Origin of the sequence: Neorhizobium sp. SHOUNA12A, assembly GCF_023006505.1 — a bacterium.
GTDB lineage: Bacteria > Pseudomonadota > Alphaproteobacteria > Rhizobiales > Rhizobiaceae > Neorhizobium.
This window is the reverse complement of the sequence record NZ_JALBGV010000001.1, coordinates 1-19,812: the sequence shown is the minus strand read 5'-3', so window position 1 is coordinate 19,812 and position 19,812 is coordinate 1. Positions and strand designations below refer to the sequence as shown.

Annotated in this window: 19 protein-coding genes and 2 pseudogenes; 10 read left to right on the top strand and 11 right to left on the bottom strand. The window is 61.6% G+C overall.

Going from position 1 to position 19,812, the window contains the following annotated elements; genetic code table 11:
• Positions 1-23 precede the first annotated feature (23 nt).
• From MOV63_RS00105 to MOV63_RS00095, 3 genes are all read left to right on the top strand, one after another.
• Positions 24-1,616 carry an FGGY-family carbohydrate kinase gene (locus tag MOV63_RS00105; protein WP_247031004.1) on the top strand — a complete coding sequence of 531 codons (1,593 nt, stop codon included), beginning with the start codon at positions 24-26 and terminating at the stop codon, positions 1,614-1,616.
• A gap of 336 nt (positions 1,617-1,952) precedes the next feature.
• Positions 1,953-3,026 (top strand): sensor histidine kinase, encoded by a 1,074-nt coding sequence (locus tag MOV63_RS00100; RefSeq protein ID WP_247031003.1) that lies wholly within the window; start codon positions 1,953-1,955, stop codon positions 3,024-3,026.
• Positions 3,027-3,209: 183 nt separating this feature from the next.
• Positions 3,210-3,923, top strand: coding sequence for a sulfate transporter family protein (locus tag MOV63_RS00095; RefSeq protein ID WP_247031002.1), 714 nt, complete (start codon positions 3,210-3,212; stop codon positions 3,921-3,923).
• Positions 3,924-3,950: 27 nt separating this feature from the next.
• Here MOV63_RS00095 and nth read toward each other — a convergent pair whose 3' ends face one another.
• Positions 3,951-4,742 (bottom strand): endonuclease III, encoded by a 792-nt coding sequence (gene nth / locus MOV63_RS00090; RefSeq protein ID WP_247031001.1) that lies wholly within the window; start codon positions 4,740-4,742, stop codon positions 3,951-3,953.
• A gap of 36 nt (positions 4,743-4,778) precedes the next feature.
• Between nth and MOV63_RS00085 the strand changes: the two genes are divergently transcribed.
• The 3 genes from MOV63_RS00085 to MOV63_RS00075 all read left to right on the top strand — a co-directional run bounded on the left by MOV63_RS00085 (position 4,779) and on the right by MOV63_RS00075 (position 6,704).
• Positions 4,779-5,261 (top strand): DUF2244 domain-containing protein, encoded by a 483-nt coding sequence (locus MOV63_RS00085; RefSeq protein ID WP_247031000.1) that lies wholly within the window; start codon positions 4,779-4,781, stop codon positions 5,259-5,261.
• A gap of 148 nt (positions 5,262-5,409) precedes the next feature.
• On the top strand, positions 5,410-6,291 hold the full coding sequence (locus MOV63_RS00080; protein WP_247030999.1) for a bifunctional helix-turn-helix domain-containing protein/methylated-DNA--[protein]-cysteine S-methyltransferase: 882 nt from the start codon (positions 5,410-5,412) through the stop codon (positions 6,289-6,291).
• 164 nt (positions 6,292-6,455) lie between these two features.
• Positions 6,456-6,704, top strand: a complete 249-nt coding sequence (locus tag MOV63_RS00075) for a PilZ domain-containing protein (RefSeq protein WP_038545439.1) — start codon at positions 6,456-6,458, stop codon at positions 6,702-6,704.
• Between the two features lie 49 nt (positions 6,705-6,753).
• Here the strand turns inward: MOV63_RS00075 and MOV63_RS00070 are convergent, their stop codons facing one another.
• Positions 6,754-7,686, bottom strand: a complete 933-nt coding sequence (locus MOV63_RS00070) for a sugar-binding transcriptional regulator (protein ID WP_405029285.1) — start codon at positions 7,684-7,686, stop codon at positions 6,754-6,756.
• Between the two features lie 235 nt (positions 7,687-7,921).
• Between MOV63_RS00070 and tal the strand changes: the two genes are divergently transcribed.
• The gene (tal, locus tag MOV63_RS00065) at positions 7,922-8,887 is read left to right on the top strand and encodes a transaldolase (protein WP_247030997.1); all 966 of its coding nucleotides are present in this window, start codon (positions 7,922-7,924) and stop codon (positions 8,885-8,887) included.
• Positions 8,888-8,997: 110 nt separating this feature from the next.
• On the opposite strand, the gene MOV63_RS00060 is transcribed toward tal, so the two are convergent.
• Together MOV63_RS00060 and MOV63_RS00055 are read right to left on the bottom strand one after the other, a co-directional pair.
• On the bottom strand, positions 8,998-10,293 hold the full coding sequence (locus MOV63_RS00060) for an MFS transporter (protein WP_247030996.1): 1,296 nt from the start codon (positions 10,291-10,293) through the stop codon (positions 8,998-9,000).
• 76 nt (positions 10,294-10,369) lie between these two features.
• Positions 10,370-10,771, bottom strand: coding sequence for a MarR family winged helix-turn-helix transcriptional regulator (locus MOV63_RS00055; RefSeq protein ID WP_247030995.1), 402 nt, complete (start codon positions 10,769-10,771; stop codon positions 10,370-10,372).
• Between the two features lie 219 nt (positions 10,772-10,990).
• Between MOV63_RS00055 and MOV63_RS00050 the strand changes: the two genes are divergently transcribed.
• Entirely contained in the window at positions 10,991-12,388 is a 1,398-nt protein-coding gene (locus MOV63_RS00050; protein ID WP_247030994.1) for a hypothetical protein, read from the top strand.
• Positions 12,389-12,521: 133 nt separating this feature from the next.
• On the opposite strand, the gene lysS is transcribed toward MOV63_RS00050, so the two are convergent.
• The 3 genes and pseudogenes from lysS to MOV63_RS00035 form a co-directional block, all read right to left on the bottom strand.
• A complete protein-coding gene (lysS, locus tag MOV63_RS00045; RefSeq protein ID WP_046600035.1) occupies positions 12,522-14,018 on the bottom strand; it encodes a lysine--tRNA ligase in 1,497 nt (498 codons plus the stop codon).
• Positions 14,019-14,270: 252 nt separating this feature from the next.
• On the bottom strand, positions 14,271-15,728 hold the full coding sequence (gene gltX, locus MOV63_RS00040; RefSeq protein WP_247030993.1) for a glutamate--tRNA ligase: 1,458 nt from the start codon (positions 15,726-15,728) through the stop codon (positions 14,271-14,273).
• Between the two features lie 129 nt (positions 15,729-15,857).
• A pseudogene (locus tag MOV63_RS00035) lies at positions 15,858-16,097 on the bottom strand (SLC13 family permease); the annotation flags it as partial.
• A gap of 125 nt (positions 16,098-16,222) precedes the next feature.
• On the opposite strand from MOV63_RS00035, the gene MOV63_RS00030 reads away from it, so the two are divergent.
• A complete protein-coding gene (locus MOV63_RS00030) occupies positions 16,223-16,765 on the top strand; it encodes a glutathione peroxidase (protein ID WP_247030992.1) in 543 nt (180 codons plus the stop codon).
• Positions 16,766-16,803: 38 nt separating this feature from the next.
• On the opposite strand, the gene MOV63_RS00025 is transcribed toward MOV63_RS00030, so the two are convergent.
• The 4 genes and pseudogenes from MOV63_RS00025 to MOV63_RS00010 form a co-directional block, all read right to left on the bottom strand.
• Complete coding sequence (locus MOV63_RS00025) at positions 16,804-17,166, bottom strand: hypothetical protein (protein ID WP_247030991.1); 363 nt, start codon at positions 17,164-17,166, stop codon at positions 16,804-16,806.
• A pseudogene (locus tag MOV63_RS00020) lies at positions 17,163-17,369 on the bottom strand (DUF6516 family protein); the annotation flags it as partial. The pseudogene MOV63_RS00020 and the gene MOV63_RS00025, both read right to left, overlap by 4 nt.
• Positions 17,370-17,483: 114 nt before the next feature.
• The gene (locus MOV63_RS00015) at positions 17,484-18,251 is read right to left on the bottom strand and encodes a TerC family protein (RefSeq protein WP_247030989.1); all 768 of its coding nucleotides are present in this window, start codon (positions 18,249-18,251) and stop codon (positions 17,484-17,486) included.
• A gap of 98 nt (positions 18,252-18,349) precedes the next feature.
• Positions 18,350-19,051 (bottom strand): TetR/AcrR family transcriptional regulator, encoded by a 702-nt coding sequence (locus tag MOV63_RS00010; RefSeq protein WP_038545406.1) that lies wholly within the window; start codon positions 19,049-19,051, stop codon positions 18,350-18,352.
• Between the two features lie 134 nt (positions 19,052-19,185).
• On the opposite strand from MOV63_RS00010, the gene MOV63_RS00005 reads away from it, so the two are divergent.
• On the top strand, positions 19,186-19,812 hold a 627-nt coding region (locus MOV63_RS00005; RefSeq protein ID WP_247031124.1), incomplete at its 3' end, for an HlyD family secretion protein.

The window sequence follows — 19,812 nt, the reverse complement described above, 5'->3', positions numbered from 1 at the left end:
ACAGGGACAGGAAACAAATCCGGATGCGTGATTACCTCGTTGCGGTCGATATCGGCACCGGCAGCGCCCGCGCCGGCGTCTTTGATCGCGGCGGGCGGCTGCTTGCCAAGGCGAAACATCCGATCGCGATGTTCCGTCCCAAACAAAATCACGCCGAGCATGATTCAGAGGACATCTGGGCCGCCACTTGCCGCGCGGTAAGGGAGGCGATGGCTGAAGCCGGGATCGCCGCCGACCGTATCGCCGCGATCGGCTTCGATGCCACCTGCTCGCTCGTCGCTCGCGACCGCGAGGGCCAGCCGCTTACGGTTTCCACGACCGGCAAGGCCAATCAGGACACTATCGTCTGGCTCGACCATCGGGCGATCAAACAAGCCGACCAGCTTTCCGCCACCGGCCACAAGGTGCTCGAATTTTCCGGCGGCTCGCTGTCGCCGGAGATGGAAATGCCGAAGCTGATGTGGCTGAAACAGCATTTGCCGCAGAGCTGGGCGAAGGCGGGTTATTTCTTCGATCTCGCCGATTTCCTCACCTGGAAGGCGACCGGCTCGCCCGCCCGTTCCCGCTGCACGCTGACGGCCAAGTGGAATTATCTCGCCCACGAAAACCCCGGCTGGAGCGCCGATTACCTGGCGCTTGCCGGCCTCGAAGACCTGCTCGCAAAGGGCGGTTTGCCGGATGAGACCGTCGGCGTCGGGACAAGTCTGGGAAGCCTCAGCCGCCAGGCAGCCGAAGAGCTTGGCCTTGATAGCCGGGTGCAGGTAGCGCCCGGCATGATCGACGCCTATGCCGGCGCCTTCGGCGTCCTCGGCGGAGTTTCCGGCGGTGCCTCCGAAGGTTCGAAGCTCGAAACCAGCGTGGCGCTGATCGGCGGCACGTCGAGCTGCATCGTCGCCTTCACCAGGGATTCCAAACCCGGCCGCAGCCTCTGGGGTCCCTATTACGAGGCGATATTGCCCGGCCACTGGCTGGTCGAGGGCGGGCAATCGGCGGCGGGTGCGCTGCTCGATCATATCGTGATGATGCACGCGGCCGGCGGTGAACCGACGGCGGAACTGCATGGCCGCATCATCGCCCGCGTCGGAGAGTTGCGCAGCGAGACCGAGGGCGATATCGCCCCGAACCTCCATGTCCTGCCGGATTTCCACGGCAACCGCTCGCCGCTTGCCGACCCGCATGCGACCGGCGTCATCAGCGGCCTGACGCTCGACACCTCCTTCGACGGCCTCTGCCGGCTCTACTGGCGCACCTGCGTCTCGATCGCCCTTGGTATCCGCCACATTCTCGATGCGCTATCGGGCTACGGCTACCGCTTCGAAACCCTCCACGTCACCGGCGGCCACGTCAACAACCCGCTGCTGGTCGAACTCTACGCCGACGTCACCGGCCGCAAGGTGGTGATCCCGGAAAACCGGGACGCGGTGCTGCTCGGCACGGCGATGGCCGCCGCCGTTGCCGGCGGGGTGTTTGGTTCGCTGTTCGAAGCGGGGCAGGCCATGGATGCGGGCGGGACGGAGCGGCTGCCGGACCCGGCGCGAGCCGAGCGATACGGTCTGGATTACCGGCGGTTCCTGGCGATGGTGCGGCATCGGGAGGAATTGCGGGGGATGGGGTAGGGAGGATTGCTCAAGGTGGTTGGTGCCGGCGGCAGTGTTTCGGCGTCAGCCGGGTCTTAGCCACGCTTTACTGCCCTCGATCCGCTATTATTCCTGGCGAAGAAGCCAGAGGTAGTTTCATCTCGGCCGCCATCGATGCGCATGTGCTTGCCTATGGAGCTGCCGCAAGGACGGAGCTTGGCGGTAGAAATATCGATCCCGGTTCTCAATTCGATGTGTGGCCCATGCGGGTAATTTGCCGCGCGACACGGGCTCTGGCGCAGGATAAGGTCAGACTGGGATTTCGATCTCTCCTGGCTCAACAGTATGTCAATTCCGGATCGGAAATTTGCAACCATGTTTGATTTTCGCAAAGTCGAAGATGCGCAGACGCTTGCCCAAGCCATCGTCAACACCATTCACGATCCGCTTCTGGTGCTCGATGAACGATTCCGCGTCCTGGAAGCCAGCCGGTCCTTCTATGAAACTTTCAAGGTTGAGGCGGAACAAACGCGAGGCCGCCTGCTCTACTCTCTTGGCGACGGACAATGGGACATTCCCGCATTGCGCACGCTGCTGGAAACGATCATTCCGGCCCAGACCGCCATGGACGGTTTCGAAGTCGAGCATGATTTTCCGGGTGTCGGACATAAGACCATGCTGCTGAACGCGCGGCAGGTAGTCTATGCGGAAGAGGCAGGTAAAACCATCCTGCTTGCCTTCACCGATATCAGCACGCGCCGATTGATCGAGCGTGAAAAGCAGGTGCTGCATGAGCGCACCGAGGATCTGCTGCGCCAGAAGGAAACGCTGCTGCAGGAGATGCAGCACCGTGTCGCCAACAGCCTGCAGATCATCGCCAGCATCCTGCTGCTCAAGGCGCGGGCGGTTACCTCGGACGAAACCCGCCGGGATCTTCACGATGCGCATCAGCGCGTCCTGTCAGTCGCGGAAGTGCAGAAGCACCTGCATCAGTCCGGTGGCGTCGACCAGATCGAAGTGGCGTCCTATCTCACGACGCTTTGCAACAGTCTCGGCTCGTCGATGACCGGCGAAAGCCAGCCCGTTCTGATCAAGGTCGCGGCAGAGGATGGAAAGGTCGGTTCCGACCAGGCGGTCAGCCTGGGACTTATCGTCACCGAGCTGGTCATCAACGCGGTGAAATACGCCTTCCCACTTCAAAATGTGAATGCGGCCATTCTGGTGTCCTATGAGGCCAACGGCAGCGATTGGAAATTGACCGTTTCCGACAATGGCGTGGGCAAGGACGTGACGGCACCGCCCAAATCCGGCGGCGGCCTGGGAACGGCGATCGTGACTGCGCTGGTCAGGCAACTGGGCGCACAGATAGAGACGAGCGGTGGCGAGGGCGGAACCACTGTTATCATCACCCGCGTCACTTTCAAGTCCCGCCTTCGGGACGCGGCCTAGGCTGGCCCGCCTTCCACCAAGGTCCGACCGCCAGCCAAGCCCGGGGCCTTCGATGCGGGCTCCTTGAGTGACAACTTGCCGACCACATCGTGGTGGGAGGTGAAGAGCAATTCCCCTCACTCATCCGAGCTTGCTCCCACCCCTCCTCAAACCTACATCTCCTCCGCCAACCTGGAGACGCCGATGATTTTCGACGCCGCACGCCTTTCGCTCGCCAACCTTTTCGCACCTGAAACCCGTTCCGTGTTCTGGAAGACGCTGGGGCTCACCGCCCTCGTGCTGATCGGTCTCTGGTTCACCCTCCGCGAAGTCTTCATCCTTTATGCCTGGCCGTGGTTTGCGGCCTTCTTCCCCGATCTGCCGGATTGGGCGGGTTGGCTCACCCTGTTTGCGGCGATCGCTGCCAGCATCGGGCTGGCGCTGGCGCTCGCTCTGCTGATCGCGCCGATCACGGCGCTGATCGCCGGCCTGTTCCTCGATGATGTCGCCGAAGTCGTCGAAAAGCGCGATTATCCGACCGATACGCCCGGCAAGGCGATGCCGCTCGCCCAGGCGATCATCGGCTCGATCCAGTTTCTGGGCGTCGTCATCGTCGGCAATATCGTCGCACTTTTCCTGTTGTTCATCCCCGGCATCAACCTGATCGCCTTCTTCATGGTGAACGGCTATCTGCTCGGCCGGGAATTTTTCGAGTTCGCGGCGATGCGGTTTCGCACGCCTGCGGAAGCACGCGCCTTCCGCTCGAAACATTCCTCCACCGTATTCCTGGCAGGCCTTCTGATCGCGTGTTTCCTGGCGGTCCCGATCGTCAACCTGCTGACGCCGCTGTTTGCCGCGGGCCTGATGGTGCATCTCCACAAGGCGGTCTCCAAGCGCGATCCTGGCTTCAAGCTTTAAGCAGGCGCCGCCGAGGCAATCGCGGCCCTACTCGACGGGCTCGCCGATGAGCTGCTGCGGCAATTCCACAAGCGGTGCCGGCACGTCGACGGTTTTTTCCGGCGAGCGGCAGAGATCGGCGATGACGCAGCGCTCGCATTCCGGTTTTCGTGCCTTGCAGCAATAGCGCCCGTGCAGGATCAGCCAGTGGTGGGCGTGGAAGAGATACTGGTCGGGGATCACCTTCAGGAGGTTCTCCTCGACCTCGTCGGGCGTCTTGCCCGGCGCCATCAAGAGCCGGTTGGCGATGCGGAAGACATGCGTATCGACCGCGAGCGTCGGCACGCCGAAGGCCATCGACATCACCACATTCGCCGTCTTGCGGCCGACGCCCGGCAGACGGATCAGCTCTTCGCGCGTCCTCGGCACTTCGGAACCGAACTCGTCGATCAGCATGCGACAGAGCGCGATGACGTTCTTCGCCTTGTTGCGATAGAGCCCGATCGTCTTGATATACTGGGTGACGCCTTCTTCTCCGAGGGCGAGCATCTTTTCGGGCGTATCGGCGACCTTGAACAGCGCCCGTGTCGCCTTGTTGACGCCCGCATCGGTCGCCTGGGCGGACAGTGCCACCGCCACCACCAGCGTGAACGGGTTCACGTGCTCCAGCTCACCCTTCGGCTCCGGCCGCTGCACCGAAAAGCGGCGAAAAATCTCCTCCATCTCCGCTTTCGAATAGGCGGATTTGAAGCGCTTGGGTTTGGGTGCGGCCTTGCGCTCGGGCGCGTGATTTGACTTTTGCGAGGTGCTGGTTTTGGATCTGATCTTTGGAGTCGCCATATGCCTGTATAGGCATCCCGCAGGAGGGAAATCAACGTGGACGTTTCCGAGGATCAGCCTGTTTTTGCAGCCGAACTGACGCCCTACCGTTCGCTCGGCACAACGGGCTTTCGCGTCGTTCTGGTGTTGACGGGCGGCATCTGCGTTTTCTATGGCGGCTTTTTCCTGATTACCGGCGCTTATCCGATCGGCTTCTTCTTCGGGCTGGATTTCCTCGGCCTCTATATCGCGCTGAAGATGAGCTACCGTTCGGGCCGGGCGCGGGAGGAAGTGACGGTCTCGCGCAGCAAGCTGTCGATCCGAAAATTCTCGCCGGCGGGGCGTGTAGTGGAACATCGCTTCAATCCGTTCTGGGCACGCTTCAATGTCCGCCGCCACGAGGAGTTCGGCATCACGTCCATGTCTGTGACGGGCGAGGGACGCGGCACCGATATCGGCTCCTTCCTCAATCCGGACGATCGCGAAAGTTTCGCCAAGGCCTTCAAGGGCGCGCTCGCCACGGTCAAACAACGGATCTGAGCGGCGAGAAAACCGGCGATCGGGCAAGAAACGGGTGGTTTCGGCGAGGCTGAAGGCGCATTTAGAGGGCATATCAGTTGCACAGCGATTTTTTGCGCGCCCCCAGCTTCGGCTTTATCGGCGTGCGGCGCTGTAGAGGAGACAAGCCATGAATGCTCTCGCCAAGATCGACTCGTTGCCCATCGACGTGACGCCCGAAGGCTCGGATTACGAAACCGTCCGCCGCGTCATCGAGATGATCACGCTCGACTACCGCGATCAGCCGTCGCTCGAGGCGATCGCCTCGGAGCTCGGCCAGTCGCCGACACAGCTGCAGAAAGTGTTCACCCGCTGGGCCGGGCTGTCGCCGAAGGCCTTCCTCCAGGCCGTCACCCTCGACCATGCCAAGCGCCTGCTCGGCAAGGAGGAACTGCCGCTGCTCGAAGCCTCCTACGAACTCGGGCTTTCAGGTCCGGGACGATTGCATGATCTGTTCGTCACTCATGAGGCGATGTCGCCCGGCGAATGGAAAGCGCGCGGCGGCGGCCTGACGATCCGCTACGGCTTCCATTCGTCGCCCTTCGGCCAAGCGCTGGTCATGGCGACCGACCGCGGACTTTCAGGCCTCGCCTTTGCCGATCTCGGCCACGAGCAGACGGCGCTCGACGACATGATGCGCCGCTGGCCGAATGCCGAATATGTTCCCGACCAGGAGATGACAGCACCCTATGTCGGCCGGGTCTTCGACCGTGCGAACTGGTCCTGCGATCAGCCGCTGAAGGTCGTGCTGATTGGCACCGATTTCCAGGTGCGCGTCTGGCAGAGCCTGTTGAAAATCCCGTTCGGCAAGGCCGTCACCTATTCCGACGTCGCCAACGATATCGGCCAGCCGACCGCCAGCCGCGCGGTGGGTGCAGCTGTTGGAGCCAACCCAATTTCGTTCGTGGTTCCCTGCCATCGGGCGCTCGGCAAGAGCGGAGCGTTGACGGGGTATCACTGGGGGCTGACGCGCAAGCGGGCGATCCTGGGCTGGGAAGCGGGGAATGCGTGAGGGGCCGAACGTCTGAGCTCAGCGTTCAGGTTCCATTGCCGGGCCGCGAGCCGGCAGATACCACGTCGCCTGCAAAAGTCATGGACGGCCTCTGAGGATTGCGGGATTGCCCATTGGGGCATATAAGTGATGCCTGAAATATAATCGTCGAAGGGCGCGGTCAGGTGCATGAGCGCAGATACCAGAGATCGAAAAGCTTTCTAGGCGCCAAGATCGTCTTCAATGGCGATCATTCGGCCTTCGACTGCATCGTCAAGGAAATCTCAGCCGGCGGTGCATTGATCAAGATCGAGAACGCATTGTCCGTGCCGGAAAGCTTCGGTCTCGCCCTGTCAGATGGTCGACGTTTCGAATGCGAAGTCCGCTGGCGGCGGATCAATTCCCTCGGAGTGGAGTTCCTGACCGCAGCCTGATTGCCCGTTCGTTGAAGCGCAGCCTGTGTCAGGCCAACCCTTGTGCTCCTTAGGAAGGTTCGTTCAACCTTAACAACTCCTTCGCCGCCGTCTCATCCGTAATCAGCGTATTGCACCCGACCCTGCGGATCGTCGCGCGGATCGCTACCGCGCGGTGCGCGCCGCCGGAGGAGAGCACGATGTGTTTGGCCTGTCTCAGCGTATCCAGATCCACCGACATCACCCGCTCGTTCAGCTTGTGATCCACCGAGCGGCCTTCTTCATCGAGAAAATTGAACATTGTGTCGCATACGCAGCCGGCCGCGATCAGCCGGTCGAGCTCGGCCTTGGAGATGAAGCCTTCCGACAGCGAGGTCGAATGTGGCCCGATATCGCCGCAGCTCACCACCGCGAGGTCGAGATTTTCGGCGAGATCGTAGATCGTGTTGAGCCCGCATTGCTCGATCAGCGCTCGCTTGGTCTTGACCGAGTCGACCAGAAGCGGCGCCAGGAACATGTAACATTCGGCGCCCAGCTGGCCGGCGAAACGCCAGGTGTAGTCGATCGGATTGGTCTGGTGGACGGCAACGATGCCGCCGAGCAGTGAGACGACCTTGCAGTTCTTCCGCCGCGGCGGGCGAAAGCTGCCGAGCGAGGCGGTCATGGTGCGGCCCCAGCCGACGCCGATCGTCATGTCGTCCTGCACCACTTCGGAAAGGAATTGCCCGAGCGCCAGCCCGACCGAGCTGGCGAGCGCCGCAGCGCTGTTGTCGCGCGGGGCCGGCACGACCACGGCCTCGTCCAGCCCGTAGGCCTTTTCTAGCCGGATCGCCAGTTCGACGCAGGTGTCGATGCCTTCGCTGATCCAGATCTGGACCTCGGAGCGCTTCATCGCCTCGTCGAGCAGGCGGATCACCGTCGAGCGGCTCAAGCCCAGCCGTTCGGCGACATCTTTTTGCGTCAATCCCTGGTTATAATAAAGCCATGCCGCCCGCAGCCGCATGGAGGCGGCTTCGGAATAGGCGGTATGGGTCTCGTGTCTGAGCCTAGCCAACGGGCCTCCCGGGACAATGATGGACAAGCCTCATGATATTTGTTCCAACTGACACATATGTCAATTCCGAAGAACAAATGTCTTGACTTTTTGATCGCCGACAGGGGATAATTCTTGCCAACGCGCCGGAGGAGCCAAATCGCGCAACAGGCGTTTAGTTCTCCATATATCGAGGAATATTCGGATGACGTCTAAACTAGAGCAGCTTCGTTCCATGACCACGGTCGTTGCCGATACTGGCGACATCGAGGCGGTCGCCCGCCTGAAGCCCGTGGATTGCACCACCAACCCGACCATCGTTCTGAAGGCGCTCGGCACGCCCATCTTCGCCGACAAGGTCAAGGAAGCGATTGCCTGGGGCCGCAAACAGTCGGGCAATCCGGACGCCGTCGTGTCCGCCGTCGCCGACCGTCTGGCGATCACCGTCGGTGCCGCCCTGTCCGAGCTGGTGCCGGGCCGCGTTTCAACCGAAGTCGATGCCGACCTGTCCTTTGACACGGAAGCGTCGATTGCCAAGGCTCGCCATATCATCGCCGCCTACAAGGAGCGCGGCATCGAGCGTGATCGCATCCTGATCAAGCTCGCCTCCACCTGGGAAGGCATTCGCGCCGCCGAAGTGCTGCAGAAGGAAGGCATCGACTGCAACCTGACGCTGCTCTTCAGCCAGGCCCAGGCAATCGCCTGCGCAGAAGCCAAAGTGTTCCTGATCTCGCCCTTCGTCGGCCGCATCCTCGACTGGTACAAGAAGTCGACCGGCCAGGATTACACGGCCGAGACCGATCCGGGCGTCGTCTCGGTGCGCGCCATCTACAATTACTACAAGGCGAACGGCATCAAGACGATCGTCATGGGCGCCTCCTTCCGCAACGCGGGTGAAATCGAAGCGCTGGCGGGCTGCGACCGCCTGACGATCAGCCCAGCTCTGCTCGACGAGCTCGACAAGGACACCGGCAAGCTGGAGCGCAAGCTCGTGCCGGAAACCTTCAACGCGGAGCCGTTGCAGTCGCTCGACGAGAAGTCCTTCCGCTGGATGCTGAACGAGGACGCGATGGCGACCGAAAAGCTGTCGGAAGGCATTCGCGCCTTCGCCAAGGACCTCGCGTCGCTGCGCCAGATCATCAAGAAGGAACTGACCCTCGCCGCAGCCTGATACCAGCTTCCACCGCCGGCATGAAGAAAGGCCCGTCTCGCGACGGGCCTTTCTGTATTCATTCGCGGCAGCCGGATGAGGGGCAAGCTCACCGGCAGACCGAGAGAAGATCAGGCCGGCTGCGGCACCAGCTTGGCGGTGCCCGGCTTGCGCAGCAGCAGGACGGAAACCGCGGCGATCATGCACATCACGCCGGCGATCTGCAGGGCCGGCATGTAGGTGTTGAAACCGCTCTTCAGGTAGCCTGCGCCATAGGCCGCGGTGGCAGCGCCCAGCTGGTGCCCGGTGAACACCCAGCCGAACACCATGCCGGCCTTTTCGCGGCCGAATTTGTCGGCGGCGAGCTTTACCGTTGGCGGCACGGTGGCGATCCAGTCCAGCCCGTAGAAGACGGCGAAGGCCGACAGTTCATAGAAGCTGAAGCCGGAGACAGAGAGGTAGATCAGCGACAGGCCGCGCAGCCCATAATACCAGAAGAGCAGGATGCGGTTGTCGTATCGGTCGGAAAGCCAGCCGGACATGATCGTGCCGAAGAAATCGAAGATGCCAAGCACGGCCAGCGTGCTGGCGGCGGCCAGCGGCGCCATGCCGAAATCGCCGCAGATCGAGATCCAGTGGGTCTGGATAAGGCCATTGGTGGAAAGCCCGCAGACGAAGAAGGTGCCGAACAGAACCCAGAAGGTGCCGCTGGCCGAGGCGCTCTTCAGCGTGGTGATCGGCGAGATCAGCGTGGTCAGCAGCTTGTGATCCTGCTTCGGTGGCTTGGAGACGGTCGTCTCGCCATAGGCCGGCAGGCCGACATCGGCGGGATGGTCGCGCATCAGCGCCAGCACCAGGATCATGGCGGCGCTGATGGCGACGGCGGTCAGCGCCAGTGCCGCGCGCCAGCCATAGGTTTCGCTCAAGTCCGCCAGGAGCGGCAGGAAGACGAGCTGGCCGGTCGCATTGCTGGCGCTCAACATGCCCATGACGAGGCCGCGACGTTGCGAAAACCAGCGGGAAGCTACCGTTGCGCCAAGCACCATGGCGGTCATGCCAGTGCCGACGCCGATGACGATGCCCCAAAGCGCCACCAGCTGCCAGACCTCGGTCATGAATAGTGAAACGACGATGCCGCCCAGGATCAGCGCCAGCGCGGTCGTTACGACCTGGCGGATGCCGAAATGGTTCATGAAAGCGGCGGCAAACGGAGCAAGCAGCCCGAACAGCAGCAAACGCACCGCCATGGCGGACGAGATGTCGGCGATATCCCAGCCGAACTCCTGATGCAACGGCTGGATCATCACGCCGGCCGAGCCCATGGCGCCGGCGGTCGCGAGCATCGTCAGGAATGTGGTGATGGCAACCACCCACCCGTAGTGCAGGTTTCTGGCCGCCATCCATTGGGCGGCGCGATTGGAGATCATGGTTCTGTCCCTTTCCTGGTCGTTGCCGCACCGGCAGCATGTGAATTTCGGGTATATGCCCGCTTTTGCATAAAAATCAGAGAGCCGCCAGCAGCTCCTGCAATTGTCTGGTTTTCTCAGTCCCGAGCCGGGCTTCGATATCGTCCTGGACGCTGTCCCAGAGGGGAGCGCCCTGCTTCAGGATCGCCGCACCCTTCGGCGCCACCGTCAGCATCGCCTCGCGCTGATCCTCGCCATGGCCGATCGTCACCAGGCCCATGCGCTCCAGCACCTTGGTATTGCGGCCGACCGTCGAACGGTCCAGTTCCACCTGGACGGCGAGATCGGTCAGCGAGATCGGCGCCAGCCGGTTGATGTTGCGCAGCAGGCTGAATTGCCCGATGTTGACCCCGAGCGGCGCGAGGGCCTCGTCGTAATAGGACGAGACCTTTCGGGAGGCTTTGCGCAGCAGGATGCAATGGCATGTGTCGTTCGGCATATAGCGGGTATATACCCGCGGTTCGATTTGCGCAAGAGGGGCGCATCAAAAGCTGGAACGTTTCGGAATGGCGCAGGCCGACCCGAAGAAAGACCTCCAGGGCACAAAAAGAATGGCCCGGCTTAAAGCTTCCTCAACAAGAATAGGCGACTATCCCGGCACTATTCCATCCTGTTGTTTTGCGTAGATATGGAGTTTGATCATGCCGGAGCTCGGCAAGTGAAGGGTCTGAAGTTCCGGTTTTCCAAGAAGCTCGTCTTCATCCTCATGGGCAGTATCGTCGTTCTCGGCGGTGGCAGCGGTGCGGCTGCTGTGCTCATCGGCACGGACAAGATCCTCGGCCCCTCCTATCTGGAGATCAACGGGCTCGAATGTACCGCGCTGGAAACGGTCAAGATCAAGCGCGATCAGCGTTACTGGATCCGCAAATACGTGGTGAGCGACGGAACCGGCGACGGTCTGGCGCGCATCCGCACGGCCTTGCGTGTCGCCAAGGCGGTCCAGGAAAAGGAAAAGGCGGATCTCGTCCAGGTGGCGATGATCGACAAGGCCGGCCCCCGCGATCGCGCTCAGATGCGCGGCCGTGCGATCGGTGCCCAGGTCGTCTATATTCCGGATCCCAACAAGGCGCCCGAAGGCGCCGACGTGAGGCCTTACTCAGCCTATTACCTCGACGGCGCGGCCAATTCGAACGGCGAATATTACGGCATGCGCATCGACCTGCCGCTTGAGGATGTCGAGACGCTCACCGCACGGCTGACCGACCACGCCGATTGCGTCGAACCTGTCGTCGCGGCGCCGGAAGGTGAGCACGGCGCTTCCGCCAGCCATGGCGAAAAGCCGAAAAGCCACGGAGCAATGAGCGAAAAGCCCGCTTCCGGTCATGGCGAGCCTGCAGCCGACCCGCATGGAGCGCCAGCCGATGCGCATGGTGCTCCGGCCGAAGGCCATGGTGACGAAATTGCGGCCAAGGAAAGCGGCGGTTTCTTCAGCTCCATCACCGGCATGATCTTCGGCTCGAAGGCGGAAGCGCCGGCAGAAGCCGCACACGCGCCCGAGGGCGGTGCCGCCGCCGCTCAAACCCATGCTGCCGCTCCGGCTGCCGCCGCCCATCCGGCTCCGGCCGCGGTCACGCATCCGGCACCTGTAGCACAGAACAAGGCTGCCGCCGATCAGGGCCAAGGCAAGCAGAAGCCGGCCGCACCTGCTCAGGTCGCATCCGCCGAACCGAAAAAGCAAGAGGGTGGTTTTCTCGCCTCGATAACCGGCATGTTCTCCGGCAGCGGCGAACAGGAGAAGGCCGACGCACCCCAGGCCGTAGCCAAGCCAGCCAAGCCGGCAGAGCCCGCGCCCGCGCCTCGCACGTCTGCGGAAGGCGGCAAGCGCTGGTCCAAGCAGACCGATGTGGATACTGTCGTTTCAGGGACCAAACCGCCCGAAGCGCCGCATGCCGACGCGGCTCCGGCAAAGACCAGCGGCTCAACGGACGCTGACGCCGCTGGCGCCGAATGGCTCGCAAAGCTCAGGGGCCAACCGGCTCCCGCCGCACCCGCAAAACCCGCAGAGGCGGCTTCAGCTTCGGATGCGAAGGGCCCGGTGGCCAAGGTTGTGCATTGAGTAGGGGGAGGTCTTAGCCTCCCCACGTCATCCTCGGGCTCGACCCGAGGATCCAGCATCCGCAGTGCCCAGCCGGTGGATCCTCGGGTCGAGCCCGAGGATGACGACCGTAGGGTGGCAGAGGCGAACCCTATCAGTCCGCCTTGGCGCGGCGTGCCGGGAACAGGATCACGTCTCGGATCGAGGGCGAATCCGTCAGCAGCATGACGAGGCGGTCGACGCCGATGCCGAGGCCGCCGGCGGGCGGCATGCCCTGGTCGATCGCATCCAGGAATTCGTCGTCGAGCTGCTTGTCCTTTTCGCCGCGGGCATGCGCCTGCTCCAGCTGTTCGACCATGCGCTTGCGCTGCTCTTCCGGGTCGTTGAGTTCGGAAAACGCGTTACCCAGTTCCCAGGCGTTGCAATAGGTCTCGAAGCGCTCGACGAGGCGCGGTTCGCCTGGCACTTCCTTGGCGAAGGGCGAGATGTCCTTCGGGAAATGCGTCACGTGGCTCGGCTGGATCAGCGTGCCCTCGACCTTTTCCTCAAAGATGAAGGCGAGGCATTCGCCCCAGGTCCAATCCTTCTCGACCGCAAAGCCAGCGGCCTTGGCGGCGGTGCGGGCTTCCTCGTCGGTCTTCATGGCAAGGAAGTCGATACCGGTCGCTTCCTTCACCGCATCGGGCATTGGCACGCGCTTGAACGGGCCCTTGAAGGAGAGTTCCTTGTCGCCGAACTTCACTTCGGTCGTGCCGTGGATGGTCATGGCCAATGTCGAGAACATGCGTTCGACGAGGTCCATGATGTCCTCGTAGTCGGCATAAGCCCAATAGCACTCCATCATCGTGAATTCGGGATTGTGCCGGGTCGAGACGCCTTCGTTCCGAAAATTGCGGTTGATCTCGAATACCTTGTCGGTGAGGCCCGAGACCAGCGTGCGCTTCAGAAACAGTTCCGGCGCGATGCGCAGATACATGTCGAGCTTCAGCGTGTTGTGATGGGTTTTGAACGGCTCGGCTGTGGCGCCGCCATAGACCGAATGCAGCATGGGGGTTTCGACTTCCATGAAGCCGTCGTTTTCCATGAAGCGACGGATGCCCGAGACTATGCGGCTGCGCTGCTGGAAGCGGAGCTTCGACTCTTCGTTGGTCATGATGTCGAGATGGCGCTTGCGATAGCGCAGCTCGACATCCGACAGGCCGTGCCACTTCTCCGGCATGGGGAGCAGCGACTTGGTGAGCATGGTGATGTTCTGGGCGTTGATGGTCAGCTCGCCGCGCTTGGTGCGGCGCACGACGCCTGTGACGCCGACGATGTCGCCAATATCGACCATCGGCAACAGGTCGCGGGCTTCCTGCGGGGTGGTATCCTTGTGCGAGAAGATCTGCACCTTGCCCGATGCGTCATGGATATCCATGAACATGCCGGAATTGCGCGAGGAATAGACCCGGCCGGCGACGGTGACGATGTCCTGTGTCTCGACGTCCGCCTCGAGGTTCTTGTATTTCTCGGCCAGCTCCGCATTGGTCATCGTCCGGTGGAAATGCGCCGGATAGACATCGCCGATCTTTTCACGAAGCAAAGCGAGTTTCTGGGCGCGCACCTGTGTGGCGTCGGAGGAGAGGGCGGTTTCGGTCGTGTTCTCGGTCATCGTGTTTCGCCTTCTTCGGGCTGTCTTCGTTGCGGTTACCCCCCCTGCCCTGCCGGGCATCTCCCCCTCAAGGGGGGAGATCTGATGGAGCTTGCTCATCGCCCTCTCTCTGTCATCGCATGCCCAGCATTCGACGCTGGTTAGGGCGGAGGTGGCGCCTCCGGTTGATCTCCCCCCTTGAGGGGGAGATGCCCGGCAGGGCAGAGGGGGGTATGCTGTACATCCACCTTCAATATGAAGGCATGCGGTTTCTTACTTTCCGTCGCCCACCATGGATGCCACCACTGTCGCTGCAATCTTCAGCCTCTGGCGCACCACGGACCGGCCGAGCAGCGCCATCGAATCGAACAACGGCAGCGAGCGCGACGAACCCGACATGGCGACGAACAGCGGCGGGGTGACGACACGCAGTTTCTTGGCGAGCTTGTCGGCCACGGCGCGCAGTTCAGCGTCGATCGTCTCGACATTCCATTCCAGGATCTTTTCCAGATCCGTCTGAACGGTGGTGAGGATTTCAAGCGTCTCGGCGGGGCTGGTCTTCAGGCCTGCAAACGAGGCCGGCGTCAGGCCGACATCGGAGGACAGCAGGAAGCCGGCAAGGTTCGGCAGTTCGCCGAGCTTGGAAATGCGGCTCTGCGAGTGTTTCAGGCCTTCCGTCAGCCGGCTGTTCTCCATGGCCCATTCCAGCGTGCGGGCGACGAATTCGTCCGGCGTCAGCTTTTCGCGGATCCAGCGGCCGTTCAGCCAGTCGAGCTTCTGGATGTCGAAGATCGCGCCGGCCTTGGAGAGGTTGTCCGGATCGAACTTCTCGATGAGCTCGTCCATGGTCAGCATCTCTTCGCCTTCGGCGATCTGGATGAAGAACAGGCCCAAAAAGTTCATCAGCGCTTCCGGCAGGTAGCCGAGCGCGGAATAATAGGAGATCGAGGTCGGGTTCTTGCGCTTCGACAGCTTCGACTTGTCGGCGTTCCTCATCAGGGAGAGGTGCATGAACACCGGCTGTTCCCACTCGAAATAGCGGTAGAGCAGGATGTGCTTCGGCACCGAGGCCAGCCATTCCTCGCCACGCGCAACATGGGTGATCTTCATCAGATGGTCGTCGATGACGTTCGCCATGTGATAGGTCGGCATGCCGTCGCCCTTGATCAGGACCTGCATGTCGACCGAATCCCACGGGATCGAAACGTCGCCGTAAACGCCGTCATGGAAGTCGCAGGAGCCCTCTGTCGGGATCTTCATGCGGATGACCGAGCCTTCGCCCGCCGCCATCTTGGAGGTCACTTCCTCGGCCGTCAGGTTCAGGCAAAGACCGTCGTATTTCGGCGGCTTGCCGCTAGCGCGCTGGCCCTCGCGCATCTGCTCCAGGCGTTCCGGCGTGCAGAAGCAGCGGAAGGCGTGGCCCTTGTCGAGCAGCTGCTGGGCATAGGGCTGGTACATGTCCTTGCGGTCGGACTGGCGGTAAGGGCCATAGGGTCCGCCGACATCCGGGCCTTCGGCCCAGGTCAGGCCCGTCCAGCGCAGCGCGTCCAGAACCTTCTGCTCGAATTCTTGCGTCGAGCGCGTCGCGTCGGTATCCTCGATGCGCAGGATGAATTCGCCGCCATGTTTCTTGGCGAAGAGATAGTTGAAGAGCGCGATATAGGCGGTGCCGACATGCGGCTCGCCGGTCGGCGAGGGGGCGATGCGGACGCGGGGCTTCGTGGCGATCATGAAGAATGCTCTATCTGTGGCGGCCGGGAAGGCGCCAAACCTGTTTTTGAAATGCGGATTGGCGCAGGCTTAGGCCATATTCAGCCGCAAGCGTCAAGGTTTTTGGCGTCAAGGTACTTGGCCGCAGCCCTACCTCACCGGCCAGACATAGAGCAGCGCCGGCACGCTGACGAGGATGATCAGGAAAGAAAGCGGCAGACCGAGGCGGGGATAGTCGGAGAACTTGTAGCCGCCGGGGCCGAAGACCAGCGTGTTGCACTGGTGGCCGACCGGGGTGAGGAAATCGCAGCCGGCGCCGATCGCCACCGCCATCAGAAACGCCTCCGGCCGAAAACCGAGACTGGTGCTCGCGGCGATCGGGCCCATCAATGCGGAGACGAGTTCAAAGTTCCGGCGCGACTGATCGACAGGGCGCCCGTCCACTGGACAACCGGTGCCGCTTCGATAGGGTGTCGCGGCAAAACGACCAGATTGTTTTAAATGGAGATTTGTCGATGACTGATGTTTTGAACGTGCCGGTGAAGCTGGCCGATGGCCGCGAGACCACGCTTTCGGAATACAAAGGCAAGGTGATGCTGGTTGTCAACGTCGCCTCGAAATGCGGCCTGACCAAGCAGTATGAAGGCCTCGAAAAACTCTACGAAGACAAGCGCGGCGATGGTTTCGTGATCACCGCTTTCCCGGCCAACAACTTCAAGGGCCAGGAGCCCGGCACGGATGCCGAGATCGTCGAATTCTGCCAGCTCACTTACGATGTAAAATTCCCGATCTTCTCGAAGATCTCCGTCAAGGGCGAGGACAAGCACCCGCTCTACCAGGGTCTCACCGGCTCCGGCGTGCCGACCACCGGCGACGGTCCGATGAAGGAAAAGCTGCGGGGCTTCGGCATGGAAGTCGAAGACGGCGAGATCGTCTGGAATTTCGAGAAATTCCTGATCGGCCGCGACGGCGAGATCAAGGCCCGCTTTGCGCCTGATGTCGATGCGCAGGACAGCCGGCTGGTCGACGCGGTCGAAAGGGAACTGGCGAAGAGCTGAGTGGCCCGGCAAAGCCGGAGCAATTCTTTGCCTTCCAACTAGGCCGCTTCAGTGATCGCCATTTCTGCCGTGATGCGATCCCAGGGAACCTTGACCAGGCCCTCCGCGGTCTTTTCGATTAGACCGACCTCGGCCAGGGCGACCACGTCGGCATGGACCCCGCGATAATCCCGCTTCAGGGAATGAGCGAGCTGGCGGATCGAGGAGGTGCCAGCCGCTTTCAGGGCGCGCAGAAGCCGCCAGCGATTGCCGGTCAGCACCTTTAAGAGAAGATCCATGCTTTCGAAGGCAATCTCGCCCGGCTGCAGGCTGAAATCGCCGGCGTCGATCCGCGCTCCAGCCCTTGTCGCGTTTTCGAAAAACGCGTCCATATTAGAAACGTGGATCCGAACTTCGCTCATACCTTCAACTCCCGGCGGACATCGTCTTCGAAATCCCCGATCATCCGTTCGAGGCTCTCGAAACGATAGGGTTCCTCATGATCGCGATAATGGCGGTGATCGCCTTTGCCAGCTTCGTTGTCGTAGCCAATAATTCGCTCTCCCGGGCGTCCGAAGAAAAGCGAATATTTCAATCCATGTGGACGTTCCGCGTTGGGATCCGGAAGCTGCCAGACCTTCCATGATCAGGGTCGCTCGCGCCATTTGATGCTTTATCTAGCATATGCTGAATATGGCATCAAGGCGATGCTCGACTTGACGGAAGGGAAACGTCACCATCAGTGCAGCGTCGTCCCGCTGCCCTTTTTCTTCTTGCGGGCGTTGCGCGCCACCATGTTGAGCACCTCGACGCCGGCGGAAAAGGCCATGGCGGCGTAGATATAGCCCTTGGGCACGTGCACGCCAAAACCTTCGACGATCAGGGTGCCGCCGATCATCAGCAGGAAGGCGAGCGCCAGCATGACGATGGTCGGGTTCTTCTCGATGAAATTGGCAAGCGGAGTGGCGGCGATCAGCATCACCGTGACGGCGGCGATGACGGCGACGACCATGATCGGCAGGTGAGGGGTCATGCCGACGGCGGTGATGATGCTGTCGATCGAGAAGACGAGATCGAGCAGCAGGATCTGGCCGATTGCAGATGCGAAGCTCATCTTGAGCACGTCCTTGCCGGCGCCGACCAGGTCTTCCTTATGGTCGTCGACATCGACGGAGTGGTGGATTTCCTTGGTCGCCTTCCAGACAAGGAAAAGGCCGCCGGCGATCAGGATCAGGTCTTTCCAGGAGAAACCATGGCCGAAGGCCTCGAAGATCGGGTTGGTGAGCTGGACGATCCAGGCGACGGTGCCGAGCAGTGCGAGCCGCATGACAAGCGCCAGGCCGATGCCGATCCTGCGGGCGCGCTCGCGGCTTTCAGGCGGCAGCTTGTTGGTGAGGATCGAGATGAAGATCAGGTTGTCGATGCCGAGCACGACTTCCATGACGACGAGGGTGACGAGCGCCACCCAGGCGGCCGGATCCTGAACCAGCGCGACGATATCCTGCATCAACATTCCCTTCTTTCAATCGCAAGGCGTAATTGCCGTCCCGATTTAAGGACTGGAGATGCAAAGACAAGAGGAGGTTGCGTTACAACCTCCTGAAATCAGGCATGTTCTTTGGTTTTTGTCGTCACGGAAGCGTTATGCAGGCCGTAGGCTGCCATGAATACCCGGATCGCACCCGTAACAGCACGGTCGATTTCGCGGAAGGGCGGCACGTCATCGAGATCGCCAAACAGGCGGAACTTGAAAAATGTGCCGCTCGACATATCGATGAACTGACGCGCCGCCAGGTCGGTATCCTCGATCTTCAGATTGCCGAGCGCGATATGACGCTTAAGGAAATCCTCAAGAACTGTGCGTACGTTTTGAGACGGTGAGTTGAAGAAGTGATGACAGATGTTTGGAAGACGATCGACGACGCCGATGACGGTGCGCATCGCGCCGATCACCTGCGGAGAGGTGATATGGGTCACAAATCCCATCCCGAAGCGGTAGAGACCGTCCTCGACTTCCTCACTGCCTGCGAGGATGTCGCGCATACGCAGGGTGATCCGCTCGCGTTCGCGCGCCACGATCGCCCCGAACAGGTCTTCCTTGTTCTGGAAGTAAACGTAGATCGTGCCTTTAGAAACGCCCGCCTCGCGGGTGATGTCGTTCATGCTCGCCGCGTCGAAGCCGAGCTTCATAAAGACGCTCTTTGCCCCGTCGATAATCTGTTCGCGTTTCGCCGGGTCTTCGCCCGCTGCGAAACGTCCGGCGGCAATCGGATCGTTTTTTTCCAGTTTCCTTGTCTGCCTGGCCATTTCGATGCCCTTTTTTAACCTTTTCGAACCGAGCGGTTCGATTGCTCTTGATATGTGTCATCGAAAGGTCTAAGTCAAGGTCGCTGAACCGATCGGTTCGATGAAATAAGACGCTCCCAAGACGGTATATGAAGATGACGGCCTCTCACAATACCGGCGCATTGCGCGCCGTGACGACGGAAAATGTCGACCTTTCGGAGGCTGAAGCCCGCAAGGCTTCGCCTGCGGCTGAACAGCCTGCGGCTGCCGAGGCGATTGCGGCCCCGGCCGCTGCCAAAGCGCCGGAAAAGAAGAAGCGCCGCGGTCTCCTGCTGCCGATCATCGCGCTTGCCCTCCTTGGTGGCGCCGGCTGGTACGGCTATAACTGGTGGATCGACGGCCGGTTCCTGGTTTCGACGGACGATGCGTATGTCGAAGGCGATATCGCGGTCATCTCGCCGAAGGTTTCCGGTTACGTCGCCAAGGTGAACGTCGTCGAGAACCAGGCCGTCAAGGCCGGCGATTCGCTCGTCACGCTGGACGACGGCGACTACCAGCTCGCACTTCGCAAGGCGCAGGCCGCCATAGAATCCGCCAATCTCGCAGTGTTGCGGATCGACGCGCAGATCGTCGGCGGCGAAGCGGCGCTGAAGCAGTCCCAGGCCCAGCAAGGCGCTCTCGAAGCTGCTGTCCGCGGCGCCGAGATCATCCAGAAGCGCGCGACGAGCCTGCAGGCAAGCGCCGTCGGCACCGCCGCCGCGCTCGACAGCGCCCAGATTGCG